Below are 16,258 nucleotides of genomic sequence, written 5' to 3'. Positions count from 1 at the left end.
CGCCAAGCCCGCACCCTCCAGGTGATCCATGAAACGCGCCCCTCGCAGCCGTCAACGCCATGATTTATATGCGAAATATCACGATTACGACAGCGAAATCAGCGACTTACTTGGAGAATGTGGGTTCCAAGCCTTATACGCGGGAGGCGCTGGCGCTGAAATTCCGCCATGTGCTCGCCCATCAGCGGCAGAGACGGACGGGAAAGGCCTGAAGGGCAATCGGCATGTCGCTTCCCGCGGCAATACCCGCTTCCGCGAAGCCATGAGCCTCAACATCTGGGTTAGCGGGGCCCGCCCGGTCGCGTAACTGGCAGATGCCATTCGGGGCGGCCTGGTGGCGATGGAGCAGACGGTCCGCCCATGACCGGACGGACCGCCTACCCCTTTCGCGCGGGTTCATGCCTGAGGGGGACGGCAGCGGAACCCTGCGAAGCGGTAAGAGGTTAGCGGGCCTTCCAGCCCTCGATTGCGGCGAAGGTGATGATCACTGCCAGCACGAGCAGCGCACCCTCCAATTCCAAAGCGGTCACATGGAACTCCATCGTCATCGGTTTCTCACCAGGATGATCTAAGAAACGAACCCGTCATCCGGCGGCGACACGGCACTCCGTCATGGGAAGCGCCCATTCGTCGCCGGTCACTGCATCGGAAAGGCACTCCTTCGACCTTACAGTCATGGAGATACACATTGAGTTTTGCTGCCGTGCAGCGTGTTCGTGACAAATTATGTCCGACAGTCGGGCAGACGAATCTCGGCGCAAAGGCCACCCTCTGCCCGATTGGTGAGGGTCAGCACACCGGCCTCTTCCGCGACGACCCGCGCGACGATCGACAATCCCAGGCCGAAACCGACCGTGTCGCGCCGCCGCGCCGTGTCGAGCCGCACGAACGGTTCCAGCACCAGTTCCAATGATTCTTCCGGGATGCCCGGCCCGTCATCCTCAACCAGGATGCGGACCGCATCACCGGCATCGGCGTGAAGCGTGATGGTCGCGCGCTCCCCATAATGCAGCGCATTTTCGACCAGGTTGGTCAGCGCGCGCTTCATGCCGAAACGGCGCAGCCGGCAGTCGAAATGATCCGGCCCGATATAGCGCACGACCCGTCCCCGATCGGCCGCGTCGTCGGCCAGATTGGCGCATAATATGGCAAGGTCGGTCAGTTCGGGCCGCTCCACCTCTCCCTCACCGCCCAGAAAGGCGAGCAGCGAGGAGACCATGGCTTCCATCTCCTCGATGTCGCCGCCGATCGCATCGCGCAACTCCCCTTCGGCGATCGAATCGGCGCGCAGACGCAGACGCGCCAGCGGCGTGCGCAGATCATGTCCTACCGCGGCCAGAGCGCGGGTCTGCTCGTCGATCAAACGACCGATCCGGGCCTGCATCCGATTAAAGGCGCGCGTGACGTGACGCACCTCACCGGGGCCGCGTTCGGGCACGATGATCGCCCCCTGCCCGGCCGCGCCGCGCCCCAGTTTGTCGGCCGCCCGCGCAAGCTGGCGCATGGGTTGCAGGATGCGCCCGATCATCGCGCCGCTGACCAGGATCAGCGCAATGGCCGGCACCAATGCCAGCAACACTCGGCCCAAGGCCAGATCCAGCGTCCGCAAGCCCTCGCGCATCCGGAAGCTGAGCATGCTGCCGTCATCCAGCCGAAGCTCGCCGGAGACGACGGACGTCCGCCCCGGCGACGTCAGCCGCAAATGCATGTCCGTCGCCGCGAGCGACGGCTCCCAATCGACGATCTGTCGCCGCATACTGTCCATCTCGGGCGCGATGGACGGTGTGGCCGGAGCATCCGGCGACCAGCTGATGATATAGCGGTCCGTGGTCAGTTCCTCCGAGACCTCACTGCGTTCGCTGGCGGGACGCTCGTTCAGCACCCGTCGCGCGACGATCAGGTGCTCGGCCAGACGCCGTGCCTCGTCATCGCGGACCGACACATGGCTGGCGCGCTCGTAAAGATAGGTCGACACCACGAACTCGATCGTCACGGCCAGCAGCAGGATCGCGACGATCCGCCCGAGCAGGCCGACCGAGGGGCGGATCACCGCCGTTCGACCGGAACGTTGAGCATATAGCCGACGCCGCGCACGGTCACGATCGGCGCCGCCCCGCCCGCGCCCGACAATTTGCGGCGCAGGCGGCTGACCAATACGTCGATGCTGCGATCCGAACTGTCGCCGATCCGTGCCCGCGACAATTCGATCAGCCGTTCACGCGCCACCACGCGCTGCGCATTGTCCAGAAAGGCGACCAGCAGGTCGAATTCGGCCCCGGTCAGTTCGATCTGTGCGCCGGTCGGCGACATGAGTTCCCGGCGCGGAAGATTGGCGGTCCAGCCGTCAAAGCCCAATATCCCGGCTTCTCGCTCGCCCGGGGCCTTTTCCAGCCCGCCCCGGCGCAGCACCGCACGGATGCGGGCGACCAGTTCACGCGTGCCGAACGGCTTGGCAAGATAATCGTCGGCGCCGAGTTCCAGTCCGACCACGCGGTCGACTTCGCTGCCCTTCGCGCTGATGAAGATGATGGGAACCGCGTTCTTCTGGCGGATCTGACGGCACAGATCGATGCCGCTCGTGCCCGGCAACATGATGTCGAGCAGGATCAGGTCGATCTGTCCGACGTCCAGCGCCTGCCACATTTCGGGCGCGGCGTTGGCCAGCTTCACGGCAAAGCCGTTTTCCTGCAACGCGCGGGCAGTCAGGGTGCGAAGGGCGGGATCGTCTTCCACGATCAGGATGGTTGGCGGCGTCACATGCTCATCGCTAGGCAGATGGCGCGGCGGCGTCAACGGCCGCCCCGGCCGCGCCTCCGCTCTTCGTCCACGCGCTGCAACGTCCCGGCATAGTCCGCCGCGCGGCGCACATAACCCGCCGCCGAAGCACGCAATTTCTCAACCTCGCCGGGTTCCAGCGTGCGCACCGCTCTGGCCGGCGAACCGATGATGAGGCTGGCGGGCGGGAAAATCTTCCCCTCGGTCACCAGCGCCCCGGCTCCGACCAGCGACCCTGCGCCGATCGCCGCATTGTTCAGGATCGTCGCGCCCATGCCGATCAGGCATCCCTCCTCCACCACGCATCCGTGCAGGACCGCGCGGTGGCCGATGGTGCAATCCTCCCCGATGCGCAGCGGACTGCCCGGATCGGAGTGGAGAACCGAGTGGTCCTGCACATTGCTGCGCGCGCCGATGCGAATGGGCGTGTTGTCGGCGCGGACGACCGCGCCGAACCAGATACTCGCATCCTCCGCGATCACCGCTGCACCGATCACATCGGCGGACGGCGCGATCCAGACGGATGCGTGAATATCGGGCCGGCTGTCGCCCAGGGCGTAGAGCGGCATCAGGCGTGAGCCCTTGCGGCTTCGCCCTGCTTGGCCATCAGGCGGAAGCGATGGAGCAGCGGCTCGGTATAGCCATTGGGTTGCGCCGCCCCCTCGAAGATCAGGGCGCGCGCCGCACGGAAGGCCAGGCTGTCGTCTAACGCCGGCGCCATGGTACGATAGGCCGGATCGCCCGCATTCTGCTGATCGACCTTCGCGGCCATGCGGCGCAGGGCATCCTCCACCTGATCGGCATCGATAACCCCGTGAAGCAGCCAATTGGCGATATGCTGGGCCGAGATGCGGAGCGTCGCGCGGTCTTCCATCAATCCGATATCGTGGATGTCGGGCACCTTCGAACACCCCACCCCCTGGTCGATCCAACGAACGACATAGCCGAGCAGACCCTGGGCGTTATTGTCCAGTTCCTCTGCGATCTCCGTTGCCGTCCAGTGTCCATCGCTCGCCACCGGCGGGGTCAGCAGCGTTTCGAGTGGCGCGATCGGTTCGCCGGTCCGTGCTTTCTGCCGCGCGGCCACGTCGATCGCGTGATAATGGGTCGCATGGAGCGTCGCGGCGGTCGGCGAAGGCACCCAGGCGGTCGACGCCCCCGTCATCGGATGCGCGCCCTTTTGCGCCAGCATGTCCGCCATGCGATCGGGCGCGGCCCACATCCCCTTGCCGACCTGCGCGCGCCCGGCAAAGCCGCAGGCCAATCCGATCTGGACATTGCGATCCTCATAGGCCGCGATCCAATCGGTAGCCTTAACGGCATTCTTCCGCACGACCGGCCCTGCCCGCATCGCCGTATGGATCTCATCGCCCGTGCGATCGAGAAAGCCGGTGTTGATGAAGACGATCCGATCCTTCACCGCATGGATGCAGGCGGCGAGATTGGCGGACGTGCGTCGTTCTTCGTCCATCACGCCGATCCTGATACGATGCCGCTCCAGCCCCAGCATATCCTCGACCGCATCGAACAGCCGATCGGCGAAGGCCGCTTCCTCGGGCCCGTGCATCTTGGGCTTGACGATATAGATGGCGCGGTTGCGTCCATTGGGTGAGCCATGCCCCGACCGGCTGGCGATCAGGCTGGTGACGACGGCGTCCAATATGCCCTCGGGCGCCTCCCGCCCATCGGCCAGGCGAATGGCGGGTGTGGTCATCAGATGGCCCACATTGCGCACGAACAAGAGGCTGCGGCCCGGCAAGGTGAAGGCCCGGCCATCAGGCGCGGTATAGCGCCGATCCTCGGCCAGCGTCCGCGTCGCGGTCCGGCCATCCTTCTCGAACTGTGCGCTCAGCGTGCCGTCGATCAGGCCCAGCCAGTTGGCATAGCCCGCAACCTTGTCCTCGGCATCGACGGCGGCGACGGAGTCCTCCAGGTCGCAAATCGTGGTCAGGGCGGCCTCCAGCACGACGTCGGCGATCCCCGCCCGATCATCCCGCCCGATGGGATGCGTACGGTCGATCACGATCTCGATGTGCAGGCCGTGATGCCGGAACAGCCACCCCTTCTCGCTCCGCCCCGCAAAGAGCCCCGGGTCCTTCAGCGTCGCGACCGCCGCCGCCATGTCCGATATGCTGCGCCATGACCCGGCGATGGGAAGCGTTTCGTCGAGGAAGCCGCGAACCCAGTCGATCACCGCAGCCCCGCGAACCGGGTCATAGCCCTGCGCCGGCGTGGGCGGCAGGATCGCATCGCTGCCGTACAGCGCGTCGTACAGGCTCCCCCACCGCGCATTGGCGGCGTTGAGCAGGAAGCGCGCGTTGAGCATCGGCACGACAAGTTGCGGTCCGGCCAGACGCGCGACCTCGTCATCCACCGCCCCGGGGTCGATGGTGAAGGGGGCAGGCTCCGGCACGAGATAGCCGATCTGTTCCAGAAAGCGCCGCTGTTCATCGCCGTCGAGCGATCCGCCTTCCCGATACCAGGCGTCGATCCGCGCCTGCAACGCATCGCGCCTGGCGAGCAACGCCGCATTTTCGGGTGCCAAGCGGGCGAACAAGGCGGCCAAGCCCGACCAGAAGCCATCGGGGGAGATGTCCGTACCCGGCAGAGCCCGCTCCTCGATGAAACGGGCGAGCGCTGGCGCGACGAACAGGCCGTGGCGATCGATCATGGCATTTACTCCCGCTGGACATCTTCTCGCCCATCATAGGGGCTCGCAATCCCCTTCGGTAGCCGACATAATCGCATGTCTGTCGATCGCCAGAGGAACGAATGGACCCCGATATCGCCTTGTTCGTCGACGTGATCCGCGCGGGGAGCCTGGCGGGCGGTGCGCGTGAATGGCGGCTGTCACCCGCCATGGTCTCAAAGCGCATGGCGCGACTGGAGACCCGGCTGGGGGTAAGGCTGTTGCATCGAACGACACGACGGCTCAACCTGACCGAGGCGGGCGCGCGTTTCCACGAAGAGGTCGCGCCGATGGTCGCCGGGCTGCGCGCGGCCGAGGCGCGGGTCAGCCGCATCGCAGCCGGCCCCTCCGGCCCACTGCGCGTCACCGCGCCGACATCGTTCGGGCGGCTTTGCGTCGCGCCCCATCTACCCGCCTTCCTCGATCGCCATCCCGCGGTGCAGTTGCAGATCGACCTGACCGACCATCTGGTCGACCTCGCCGTCGAGCGGGTCGACCTCGCCATCCGCATCGGAGCGGCACAGGTCGCAGGGCCGGGTGCGCATCGCTTCGCCACCAACCGCCGGGTGCTGTGTGCCAGCCCGGATTACCTGGCGCGGGCCGGAGTACCGAAGACGATCGCCGCGCTGTCGGACCATCGCCTGATCGCCGCCGCCGGGCAGCTTCCCTGGCGGCTGACCGGCGCCACGGTGTCCGGCGAAAGCTGCGTCGCCACCAACTCCAGCGAACTGGTCCGCGAACTGGCGCTGGGGGGAGCGGGTATTGCGCTGCGGTCCCTGTGGGACGTGGACGACGCGCTGACCGATGGCCGCCTTGTTCGCATCCTGCCCGATCATGAGGGGTCGGCCACGATCGGCATCTGGGGCCTGCACGCGCCGGCCGGAGCGCCGGCCGCGGTAAAGGCACTGATCGCACATCTGGGCCAGTGCTGGTCCGGTGCGAGTTGGATGACATGACGCGCCTGTCATTTCCCCGTGCATCCGCGCCGCACAGGCTCTAGGCAAAACGCGGGTGCCCGGCATCCGTCCATCAACAGGGGAGCATGAATTTCGATGGCAGGGGGTCTGGTCGCACTGCTCGACGATGTCGCGGCGATCGCCAAGCTGGCGGCGGCGTCGCTGGACGATGTGGCAGGCGCGTCGGCGCGCGCAGGCGCCAAGGCCGCCGGTGTGGTGATCGACGACACCGCCGTCACGCCCCGTTATGTCGTGGGACTGGCCCCGCAGCGGGAATTGCCGATCATCGGCAAGATCGCGCTGGGGTCGCTGCGCAACAAGCTGATCTTTCTGCTCCCCGCCGCGCTGCTGCTCAGCGCCTTCGCGCCCTGGGCGATCACGCCGATCCTGATGGCGGGCGGCGCGTTCCTGTGTTTCGAGGCCGCCGAGAAGATTCTCGAAACGCTGATCGGTGGCCATGAGACGGAGCAGGCCGCCGCCGTCCTCGACGCCCGTCAGCTCGAAGACCGGCAGGTATCCGGTGCGATCCGCACCGACCTGATCCTGTCTGCCGAGATCATGGCAATCGCGCTGTCCGAATTGCCCGACCTGCCGATCGCGACCCAGGCGATTGCCCTTGCGCTGGTGGGGATCGCGATCACCCTCGGCGTCTATGGCGTCGTCGCGTTGATCGTGAAGATGGATGATATCGGCCTGCATCTGGCCAAACGCGCCTCGGCCATCGCGCAGATCGTCGGTCGCGGGCTCGTCAAGGCGATGCCAGTGTTGCTGCGAGTCCTGGCAACCGTCGGGACGGCGGCGATGATCTGGGTCGGCGGGGGCATCATCGTGCATGGCATGGGCGAATTCGGGCTGACCGCCCTGCCCGACGGGATTCATCGCATCGCGCATCACGCCGCGGAGGCCGTCCCGGTGGCCGGTGGCGTGGTCAACTGGCTGGTCGGTGCCATCGGCGCGGCGATCGTCGGCCTGATCGTCGGATCGATCATCGTCGCCGTGCTGTACCTGTTGCCCCATCGCAAGGCCGCACATTAAGACGTTTCAGCCCGCGCGCACGCCTTCAACCTCAAAAAGGCCGGGCGCGATCTCCCGGCCGGTCACGATGACGGTCTTGCCGACATGGTCCACTGGCACACGGGGCAAGAGCAGTTCGAACGTCACCCCCATATCGCCCTGCAGCAGGAACGCGCCGTCGCGCCGGACCAGCCGTCCCTGCAAGGTCCGGCATTCGCGCGTCGGCGCGGGAATGATCGATCCTCGAGCCACGGCCGGACGAACGGCGGAACATGGCCCGGCGTTCCGCTCATCTCAATCGGGATCGACGGCCTTTTCGACCCGATTCCTTCCGCACCGCTTGGCGCGATACAGGGCTTCGTCGGCGCGGCGGATCAGGATGCCGCTGTCCTGCGCATCCTGCCAGGCAGAAACACCCGCGCTCAGCGTGACCCTGATGCTCCGCTCGCCCGCCATGATCGGCACCATCGCCAGATCGCGCCGCACCCCCTCCACGATCCGCACAGCCTCGACACAGGTCAGGCCGGGGAACAGGATGGCGAATTCCTCGCCGCCATAGCGCGCGACGACGTCCGCCGGACCGACCTGTTCCTGCATCCGCCGCGCCACTTCGACCAGAACGGTATCGCCGGTATCATGACCGTGGGAATCGTTGATCCGCTTGAAATAGTCGAGGTCGAGCAGCGCGAAGGCGAAGCCCCCGCCCCGCTCGCGAACGTCACGCTCGGTCGCGTCCAGCGCCGCCAGCAGCGTTCGCCGATTGGCCAACCCGGTGAGCGGATCGGTGCTGGCCAGCCGATCAAGCTGTTCGTTCGCGAGGCGCAATGCGCGAGTCCGCTCCTCGACCATCCGCTCCAACAGGCGGGCACGCCGCCGCACCACCGCCGTCACGAGCGCGACGGCCCCGACCAGCGCCAGCAGTCCGAATACGGTCATCAGGATGCGGGCCGGCCAGGTCTCATACCATTGCGGATCGACCGTCACCACGACACGCCGGATGACGGTATGTCCCGCCAGTCCTGGTACCCGCGCGCGCAGGTCCAGCCCATATTCGCCCGTCGGCAAATTGGTGTAGGTCGCACTGGCGGGCGTACCCGGCGGCACCTCCATCCATTTCTTGTCGAACCCCGCCAGGCGATAGCCATAGCGAATCTCTTCCGGCGCTTCATAATCGGTCAACGCAAAGCCGAGGTGCAAGGTCCGCCCGTCGACGCCCAGCCGGATCCTGGGCTGGGGCGCGGCCGAATCGACAGCCAGCGGCTGCCCGTTGATCTCGACCTCGCTGACGATCAGGCCAGCCTCCTGCGCCTGCGGCCTTTTGGTGAGGATATCGGGGCTCAACACCATCAACCCATCGGGCGATCCGAACAGCAGCGACCCGTCCGCGGTCCGCGCCACCGCCCGCTGGTTGAACGCGCTCATCGTCATGCCGTCCCGGCGCCCCATCACATGGACGAAACGCGCCGATGGATCGACCACGGAGATGCCGCCCGCACTCGCGGCCCATAGGCGCTTTTGCCGGTCGAGAACGAGCGAGGCGACATTATCCCCCGCCAGCCCCTGGGCTTCGGTAATGGCGCGGAAGCGCCACCCGTTGCCGCCGGGTTGTCCAAAGGCGATGCCGCCATAGGTGCCCACCCACAGATCCCGGCCGCTCGGCACGATCGAACCGGCATAGTCCTGCGGCAGGCTGTCCGGGTCGCCGACACGGTTGGCGAAATTGGTGAAGGTGCCGTGCGCGGGATCGAACAGGCCGATGCCACCCGGCGTGGCCATCAGCGCGCGGCCGTCCGCCAGCGCGACGATGTTGATGACTTCGTTGTTGGGAAGGCTGTGCGGATCGGCGGGGTCGTGGTGGTAGAGTGTCGCGCGCCCCGACTTCCAGTCGCGCCGGTAAAGCCCCTTGTAGGTGCCGATCAACAGCGCCTCGGGCGTCTCCGCCAGCGAGATGACGGGCAGGCCGTGCAGTTCCGGCACGGGAAGGTTGCGCTGCGTGAAGCTTGCCGGGTCGATCGCCACAATGCCGCGCGCGCCGACCAGGATCGAACCGTCACGGGCGTCGATCAACGCCTTGATATCCTGTCCACCGTGATTGCCGAACAGGGTCACGTGCCGCACATTGCCGGCCTGCTGGTCGATCCGGTCGACCGCGCCATTGCTCATGCCCAGCCATATCCAGCCACGTCGATCGACCAGGATGCTGCGAACATTATTCTCGGCCAGCGACAATTGCGGTTCGGGCATGGACGATCCGATGCGCAACACGCCTTCGCCCGGCCCCTGGGTCCGCGACGCGCCCAGTTCGGTCGCGGCCCATATCCAGCCGCCGCCATCCAGCGCGAGCGAGCGCACCGCATCTCCGGCCAGCGACTGGGGATTGGCGGTGATGCGCCGTATGCTGGTCGCCGCATAGCCGCGCGCCGGATCGAGCAGGATGACGCCCATCCCGTCGGTCCCGATCCAGATGCGGCCCATCCGATCTTCCAGCAACGCCCGGATCGTCCGATGGCGGATCTGCGGCGCGTCCGCCGACAAGCTCGGCAGTTGGAAGAACCCCGTCGCAGCGCGGGTTCGCGAGGCGTAGACGCCGTTCGAGCCGGTGCCGACCCACAGACGCCCATGCCGATCCCGCATGATCGACCAGACATCGCCCATCGACTGGTCCGGGAGGCCATCGACCCGGCGAAACCGTCGTGCGCCCGGCGCCCGTAACCACAGACCCTGATCGCATCCGGCCCAAAGCGCGCCGTCGCGATCGAGATGAACCGCAAACGCCCCCTGGGTGCGCCCCGTCCCGTCGGCCGGGATCGCGCCATCGCGCATCGGATCGATCCGGTCGACCTTGACGAGATAGTGATGGACGCCGCCGTCGGACGCCAGATAGGCGCCTCCTGCGCCATCGGGCGTCAGGCCGAAAACCCGCGCGCCGACATAGCCCCGTGTAGCCGGGATACGAATGAAATGGCCCTTGCGCACATCGTAGCGAGCCAGGCCGCCGACATTGGTGCCCACCAGGATGTCTCCATCGGGCAAGGCCAGCAGCGAACGGACATAATTGTCGGGCAGAGAATGGGGATCCGCCGTTCCCTGCTTGAAGATGCGGAGACGCTGTCCGTCATAGCGGGTCAGCCCGCCACGCGTTCCGATCCACATCGTGCCGTCGCGGGCGCGGACAATGGCCGTTGTGGTGACATGCGGCAGCCCTGCCGCCTCGCCCAGGCTGAAAAAGGTCATCCATCGCCAGGCGGCCCATGGATCGACACCCGAGGAGGGAAGCGCAGCGGCGATCGGCACGGCCGCCCCGATCAAAGACAGGGCAGCGATGCCATAGGCCCAACATCGCTTCATGCCACGCATTCTCATTCGCACCCCCTTGCCACCGCCATTAGTAAAACATGGTTAACGAGGCTAGAGGCTGTTGGGCGATTGCGGCGGGCCGCTTCATCCCGAAGCGGGTGCCGTCATATTCGGGCGAGCGGCTTGGCGCTCGTAAAGGGGAAACGGGGGTTCGGGCGTTTGTTCTGCCTGTGGACGGTTTGCGGCTTGGCGTAGCCCGCAGCCACCGCGTCCGGCGTGGCAGCGTCTTTCCGCCCTTCTATCCTGCCCGTTATTCGATAGGGGGCGAGCCCATTCCACCGCAGATGGACACCCCAGAGATTTTCCAAAGTGCGGTGCCCGACACTTGATGGCCGGGCACCGCCACCCTCATCAGAACCTGTAGCTCGCGCTCACGGTGAAGTTGCGCGGCTGACCGTAACGATACTGGCCGAATGACCCGACCTGGCTGTAATAGGTCTTGTCGAGGACATTCTCGACATTGGCCTGCAGGTTGACGTGATCGTCAACCGCCAGGCGCGCCATCAGATTGACGACGGCGAAGCCCCCTTGTTCGAAGCGAAACGGCGTGGCCGTTCCCGGAATGGCCCCGAGGGAATAGGCGCTACTGCGATAATTGACGCCACCCCCGAAGGTCAGACCGCTCAGCACCTGCGGCACGGTGTAAGTCGTGAAAGCCTTGAGCAACCGCCGCGGCTGGTCGGTATTGGCATCCGCATCGGCGGCGTCCCGTGCCGTGAACTGGCTATAACCGACATTGACGTTCCAGTTGGGCAACGGGCTTCCGGTAACCTCGACCTCGAAGCCCTTGCTCACGACGCCTTTCGCCGCCCTGTAAGGCTGGAACGGCAGCCCCGTCCCGGGCCTGGTGATCGGCGATCCATCGATCTGGGCGAGATTGTCCTGCTCGATGCGGAACAGCGCGACTGATGTCTGCAAGGCGTCGTCGAAGAAGGCGCTTTTCAGGCCGACTTCATAGGATTTGCCCCTGATCGGATCGAGCTGAACGTAGTTTCGATCCTGGGCATTTTGCGGCAGGAAGATCGTCGTATAGCTGGCATAGAACCGGTGGTTGGGGGTGATGTCCGCCAGAACACCGACATAGGGAATGAAGACATTCCCGTCGCCATAGTTGCGATCGACCTTATAGGCGCGCCCGCTCTGGCGATAGGTCGCCAGGCGACCGCCGCCAATCACCTTCAGCCAGTCGGTCGGGTTGAGGCGCACCGCGCCATAATAACCGATCTGCCGTATCCGCTCCTGTTCGTTGACCACGCCGATCTGCGAGAATCCGGGGAAGGGATAGGAGTTGGCATTCCAGTTGATGAAGTCGCCCGCAGGCGGGAACAGGAAATTGCCAAGCGGCGCCAGTTCGTTCAGCGGCGCGTAGCTCTCCGTCTGGCGGTTCAGTTCGCTGTTCAGATAACCGAGCACCAGATCATGGTCGCGACCGAACAGTGACACCTTCCCCTTCAACTGGGCATCATAGCTGTTCTGGATGCTTTCGCCATTGGCCGAATAGGGGTTGCTGCGCAGGCCCAGCCCCGTCGTGCGGTCGACGTTTCCATAGAGGTAGAGGATCTGCGTGAATTGCGAGTTGCGGAACCTGTTGTAATTGCCCGTCAGGCTCCAGCCGCCGCCAAAATCATGGCTCAGCGTCACGAAGAAATTCTGATTGACCGTCGTCCAGGTGGTCCAGGGCTGTGCCGTGCTCTTGGATCGGTCCCAGCGCGCGATCGTGCCATCGCTATAGAAGGTCGGCAGGCTGCCCCAGAACGCGCCATGCGGCTCGTTACGTTGATGGCTGAAGCCGATGCGCAGGAGTGTGTCGTCGGTGACGTCCGCGTCAAGGACGCCGTACAGAACGAGCTTCTTGTTCTTGTAGAAATCGGTGAAGGCATTCCCCTCCTCATATCGGCCGACCCCGCGCACGCGCAAACGGCCATCGGAGGTGACCGCCCCGCCAAGATCGCCGGACAGGCGCCACGTGTCCCAACTGCCGCCAGCGGCCTCGAGATATCCGCCCCATGTCCGCTTGTCGGCGTGCTTGCGAACCAGGTTGATGGACGCGGACGGATCGCCCACCCCGCTCAGCAGGCCGGTAGCGCCGCGCACGATCTCGACCCGCTCGTAGATCGAGACGTCGGCGATCGTCTCGCCACGGTCGCCCCCCAAGGCCCAGGCGGTGGGGACGCCGTCGATCTGCGTGTTCCGAATCTCGAAGCCCCTCGAGAAGAACGAGTTCCGCACGTCGTCGGTCTCGTTGACCGCGACGCCGATGCCATTCTCGATGACGTCCCGGACGCTGGTCATGTTCTGGTCGAGGATGCGTTGCGCGGTGACGACGCTGACGGACTGCGGCGTCTCGCGAATCGTCAGCCCGAGCCCGGTCGCGGTATCGATCCTGTCGGGCAGGGTATATCGGCCGCGAACGACGATGTCCTGATCATTGCCCGTCGCATCCGCCGCTTTCGCATCCCGCGATGCTTCACCGCCTTCGGATTTCATTGTCTGGCCGATGGCGGGCCCCGTGAAGGCGATCAACGCCGGTCCAAGAAGAAGAGAAGCTTTGAATTTCAATGTCGGTCCCCCTGTCATGCATCACTCGTCATGCGAGCGGCAGCCATGACCGGCCCCTATATCATATGATAACACTTCGCAATATCACTATTCCATGCCTGCAACTGACATCGATTGCGGACGTATCACCTCTGGGAGGACCGCGTGCAGGTGAGCCGATGAACAGGATGAGAAGCGTTCGGAACTGCGCGCCTCATCCGCGCTATCAGCGACCCAACCGATCGGTCCTTGCGCCAACATATGAGCCGTCAAAAAGGTCGACTCGCTTGGATTGGGGGCGATAAAAGGCGCATTAATATCGGCTGCCGGCAAGCCCGATCGCTGTCAGGCGAGGGACAAATTATTGGAAAACGCCAGAAAATTGGAGCGGGTAAAGGGAATCGAAATACTCTCTCTAACCCACAGAGATTGAACAGTTTTATGCTTCCGCCATTTTCGCAAGGCCCCCTGAAAGGCCCCTAGAATTTTTGACTGAAAAAAGATTCGAACCGAGTCCATCAAGCGCGAATTGAGGGTGGCACGGCCAGGTGATCCAGTTTTCCGCGTTGAGCGGCAGAAACTCGGCCAGCGCCAGCTTCTGCCCGCGATAGAGCACGTCGCACTGGAACTCCGCGATGATAAGCGCAAGGCGAGCAACCTCGGCCGGGAAGTCGCGCAGCTCGATCCCGCGAAAATTGGTCAACGGGATTTCGGATGCGCGCTCGGCTTCGCCGCGCCGCTTGTTGATCTCGGCCTCGATGGCCCGCATTTCCTTGTAGGCGATGACAAGGAAATTGCCGCTGCCGCACGCGGGATCGAACACCTTGATCCGCGCCATGCGCCGACGCAGGTTCAGCAGTATCCGGCTGTTGTCGCCCGCCTCCTCAAGCCGCGCCCGCAGGTCATCCAGAAACAGCGGGTTCAGCACTTTCAGGATGTTGGGAACGCTGGTGTAGTGCATCCCCAGCGCGCCGCGCTCCTCGTCATCCGCCACGGCCTGAATCATCGACCCGAAGATGTCCGGATTGATCTTCGTCCAGTCGAGGCTGCCGATATGGAGAACGTAGGAACGAGCGATCTTGCTGAAACGCGGCACGGATAGATCGCCGGAGAACAGCCCGCCGTTCACATAGGGGAAGGGGTTGGCCCAGCGGGCGATACCAGCCGCCTCGCGTTCGGCGATCCGCGTGTTCATGGCGCGGAACAGCTCGCCGATCACCTCATGGGTGTTAGACGAATCCCGGTCGCTCATCTTCTCGACCGTGCCGGTGAACGGATAGCTGCGGTGGAAGATGTCGGTATCCTCCGCGAAGAAGCAGAAGATCAGCCGGGCCATGAAATGGTTCATGTCGGGGCGCCGGTCTGCCGCGCCCCAATCGGGGTTGTCCTTCAACAGCTCCACATACAGCCGGTTCAGGCGGCCGGTCGCCCGGATGTCAAACGAGCTTTCGCGGATTTGCTTGACCGTAGTGATCCCGGCCAGCGGCAGGAAGAAGCCGAAATGGGTAGGGAAGTCGGCATAAGGGCAGGCGACGGTTTCGCCGCTGTCCACATCCTCCGCCTCGAAGGTGTCGCCATCCGTCGCCAGAATGAACTTGGCCTTGGCCTTCGCGGTGGCGGGGCTGGCCCGAAGCGCGGCAAGGGTCTGCGTCACCGCACCGGGGGCGGCGACGGCGATATGGACGTTGTTGCGTTGGAGGACGCCGCCGAGCAGGTCGGATGCGTTGGTCGATCCCTTGGCGGCGCGCAGCCGCTTGATCGTGGTGTCCTTGTTCCCGAAGGCGGCGAGGAAGGCAGACGGGAACTCCTCCGCGTCAAAGGGACGTTCGGCGAGCGCGGATACGGCTTCTTCAATCTCAACGGCGTTCATTCAGGGCAATCCATTCTCATTCGCCTGTCAGGTCAGGCCGTCGCGCGCGGCTCCACCGGCTTGCCCTTGAACGGCATCACCTTGATCTCGCCCTCGCGCTTGCGAGTCTGTGCGATGTCGTAGCTGTTTTGCATCCGCATGAGGGTGTCCATCGACACGCCGAACGCCTTCTCGACGCGCAGCGCCATTTCCGGCGACAGGTGCGCGCGCTCATTGAGCAAGGTCGAAAGCGTGGCGCGCGTCACGCCCAGCACATCCGCCGCCGCTGTGACCGACAGGCCCAGCGGCTCGATGATCTCATGCTTGATGAAGCCGCCGGGATGGGCCGGGTTCTTCAAGCGGATGCCTGCAATCGAAGCCATAGCCACCTCCTAGTGGTAATCCTCATAATCGAGGTCGATGATCTCGATCTCGTCGCGGTCGATCCGAAACGTCATCCGCCAGTTCTTGGTGACGAACAGGCTCCACGTTCCCTTGCGGTCGCCGGTCAGCGTATGGGCCTTCCAGCTCGGCACGGTGCGAAGCTCGTCCTCCAGCTCCATGTCCTGAAGGAAAGTGACCATGCGCCGGACCTTGGCGACAACGGCGGGTTGAAGGCCGCTTTCATCGTCATCCTCGATGAATCGCCGCAATCCCTTGTGGATCACGTTTCTAATCTTCATGGGCTTCTCCTATCTCGGTGACCGTTCGGCGTCAAGTGACGCAATACAGTTGAATGGCGTGATATGCCGGGTCAACCCAGCCCGGCCCCTGCCGCCTTATCGGCTGCGGGCGTGGGCATGACGGCCTGCGCGATGGCGGTTTGCACCTGCCCGGCGCGCTCGTTGATCGCCGAAACCAACTTGCCGCGATCATTGGTGAAGATCGTGGCGGACTTCGTCCTCAAACTCCTTCGTGAACCGTCGTTGCTTCGTCATCGAGTTCGCCTTTCACCTTAGGGTGCGTCTGCATTTGCAGGATTTCCATGAGGCGAGAGTTCTGATTCAAGGTTGGTGAAGGAGCCAGGCCTTGAGCAGACGGACGCTGACGGACGAGCAATGGGAGCGGATCGCGGGTTAT

12 protein-coding genes and 1 pseudogene are annotated in these 16,258 nt (G+C 64.7%); 2 read left to right on the top strand and 11 right to left on the bottom strand.

Annotation, left to right across the window (positions count from 1 at the left end):
- Window positions 1-724: 724 nt before the first annotated feature.
- From RN629_RS17340 to RN629_RS17325, 4 genes are read right to left on the bottom strand one after another with little or no spacing between them, the layout of a single operon-like run.
- Window positions 725-2,050 (bottom strand): ATP-binding protein, encoded by a 1,326-nt coding sequence (locus tag RN629_RS17340; RefSeq protein WP_407036366.1) that lies wholly within the window; start codon window positions 2,048-2,050, stop codon window positions 725-727.
- Entirely contained in the window at window positions 2,047-2,757 is a 711-nt protein-coding gene (locus RN629_RS17335; protein ID WP_407036365.1) for a response regulator, read from the bottom strand. The genes RN629_RS17340 and RN629_RS17335 overlap by 4 nt, the downstream gene beginning before the upstream one ends.
- A 32-nt stretch (window positions 2,758-2,789) precedes the next feature.
- Window positions 2,790-3,344 (bottom strand): gamma carbonic anhydrase family protein, encoded by a 555-nt coding sequence (locus tag RN629_RS17330; RefSeq protein ID WP_407036364.1) that lies wholly within the window; start codon window positions 3,342-3,344, stop codon window positions 2,790-2,792.
- Window positions 3,344-5,446 (bottom strand): malate synthase G, encoded by a 2,103-nt coding sequence (locus tag RN629_RS17325; RefSeq protein WP_407036363.1) that lies wholly within the window; start codon window positions 5,444-5,446, stop codon window positions 3,344-3,346. Before RN629_RS17325 ends, RN629_RS17330 begins: the two co-directional genes overlap by 1 nt.
- A 101-nt stretch (window positions 5,447-5,547) precedes the next feature.
- Between RN629_RS17325 and RN629_RS17320 the strand changes: the two genes are divergently transcribed.
- A complete protein-coding gene (locus RN629_RS17320) occupies window positions 5,548-6,420 on the top strand; it encodes a LysR family transcriptional regulator (RefSeq protein ID WP_407036362.1) in 873 nt (290 codons plus the stop codon).
- Window positions 6,421-6,516: 96 nt separating this feature from the next.
- The gene (locus tag RN629_RS17315; protein ID WP_407036361.1) at window positions 6,517-7,455 is read left to right on the top strand and encodes a DUF808 domain-containing protein; all 939 of its coding nucleotides are present in this window, start codon (window positions 6,517-6,519) and stop codon (window positions 7,453-7,455) included.
- Window positions 7,456-7,461: 6 nt separating this feature from the next.
- On the opposite strand, the gene RN629_RS17310 is transcribed toward RN629_RS17315, so the two are convergent.
- The 7 genes and pseudogenes from RN629_RS17310 to RN629_RS17280 form a co-directional block, all read right to left on the bottom strand.
- Window positions 7,462-7,686: a DUF5818 domain-containing protein gene (locus tag RN629_RS17310; protein ID WP_407036360.1), complete on the bottom strand. Its 225-nt coding sequence runs from the start codon at window positions 7,684-7,686 to the stop codon at window positions 7,462-7,464.
- A 42-nt stretch (window positions 7,687-7,728) separates the two neighbouring features.
- Entirely contained in the window at window positions 7,729-10,782 is a 3,054-nt protein-coding gene (locus RN629_RS17305; protein WP_407036359.1) for a diguanylate cyclase, read from the bottom strand.
- A gap of 360 nt (window positions 10,783-11,142) precedes the next feature.
- Complete coding sequence (locus tag RN629_RS17300) at window positions 11,143-13,350, bottom strand: TonB-dependent siderophore receptor (RefSeq protein ID WP_407036358.1); 2,208 nt, start codon at window positions 13,348-13,350, stop codon at window positions 11,143-11,145.
- 490 nt (window positions 13,351-13,840) lie between these two features.
- Window positions 13,841-15,199, bottom strand: a pseudogene (locus tag RN629_RS17295) (DNA methyltransferase); the annotation flags it as partial.
- Between the two features lie 32 nt (window positions 15,200-15,231).
- Complete coding sequence (locus RN629_RS17290) at window positions 15,232-15,561, bottom strand: HigA family addiction module antitoxin (protein WP_407036357.1); 330 nt, start codon at window positions 15,559-15,561, stop codon at window positions 15,232-15,234.
- A 9-nt stretch (window positions 15,562-15,570) separates the two neighbouring features.
- On the bottom strand, window positions 15,571-15,861 hold the full coding sequence (locus RN629_RS17285; protein ID WP_407036356.1) for a type II toxin-antitoxin system RelE/ParE family toxin: 291 nt from the start codon (window positions 15,859-15,861) through the stop codon (window positions 15,571-15,573).
- Between the two features lie 71 nt (window positions 15,862-15,932).
- Window positions 15,933-16,085 (bottom strand): hypothetical protein, encoded by a 153-nt coding sequence (locus tag RN629_RS17280; protein ID WP_407036355.1) that lies wholly within the window; start codon window positions 16,083-16,085, stop codon window positions 15,933-15,935.
- Window positions 16,086-16,258 lie beyond the last annotated feature (173 nt).

Source organism: Facivitalis istanbulensis (assembly GCF_040560405.1).
GTDB classification, from domain to species: domain Bacteria; phylum Pseudomonadota; class Alphaproteobacteria; order Sphingomonadales; family Sphingomonadaceae; genus Sphingomonas; species Sphingomonas istanbulensis.
This window is presented reverse-complemented; position numbering and strand designations above follow the sequence as displayed.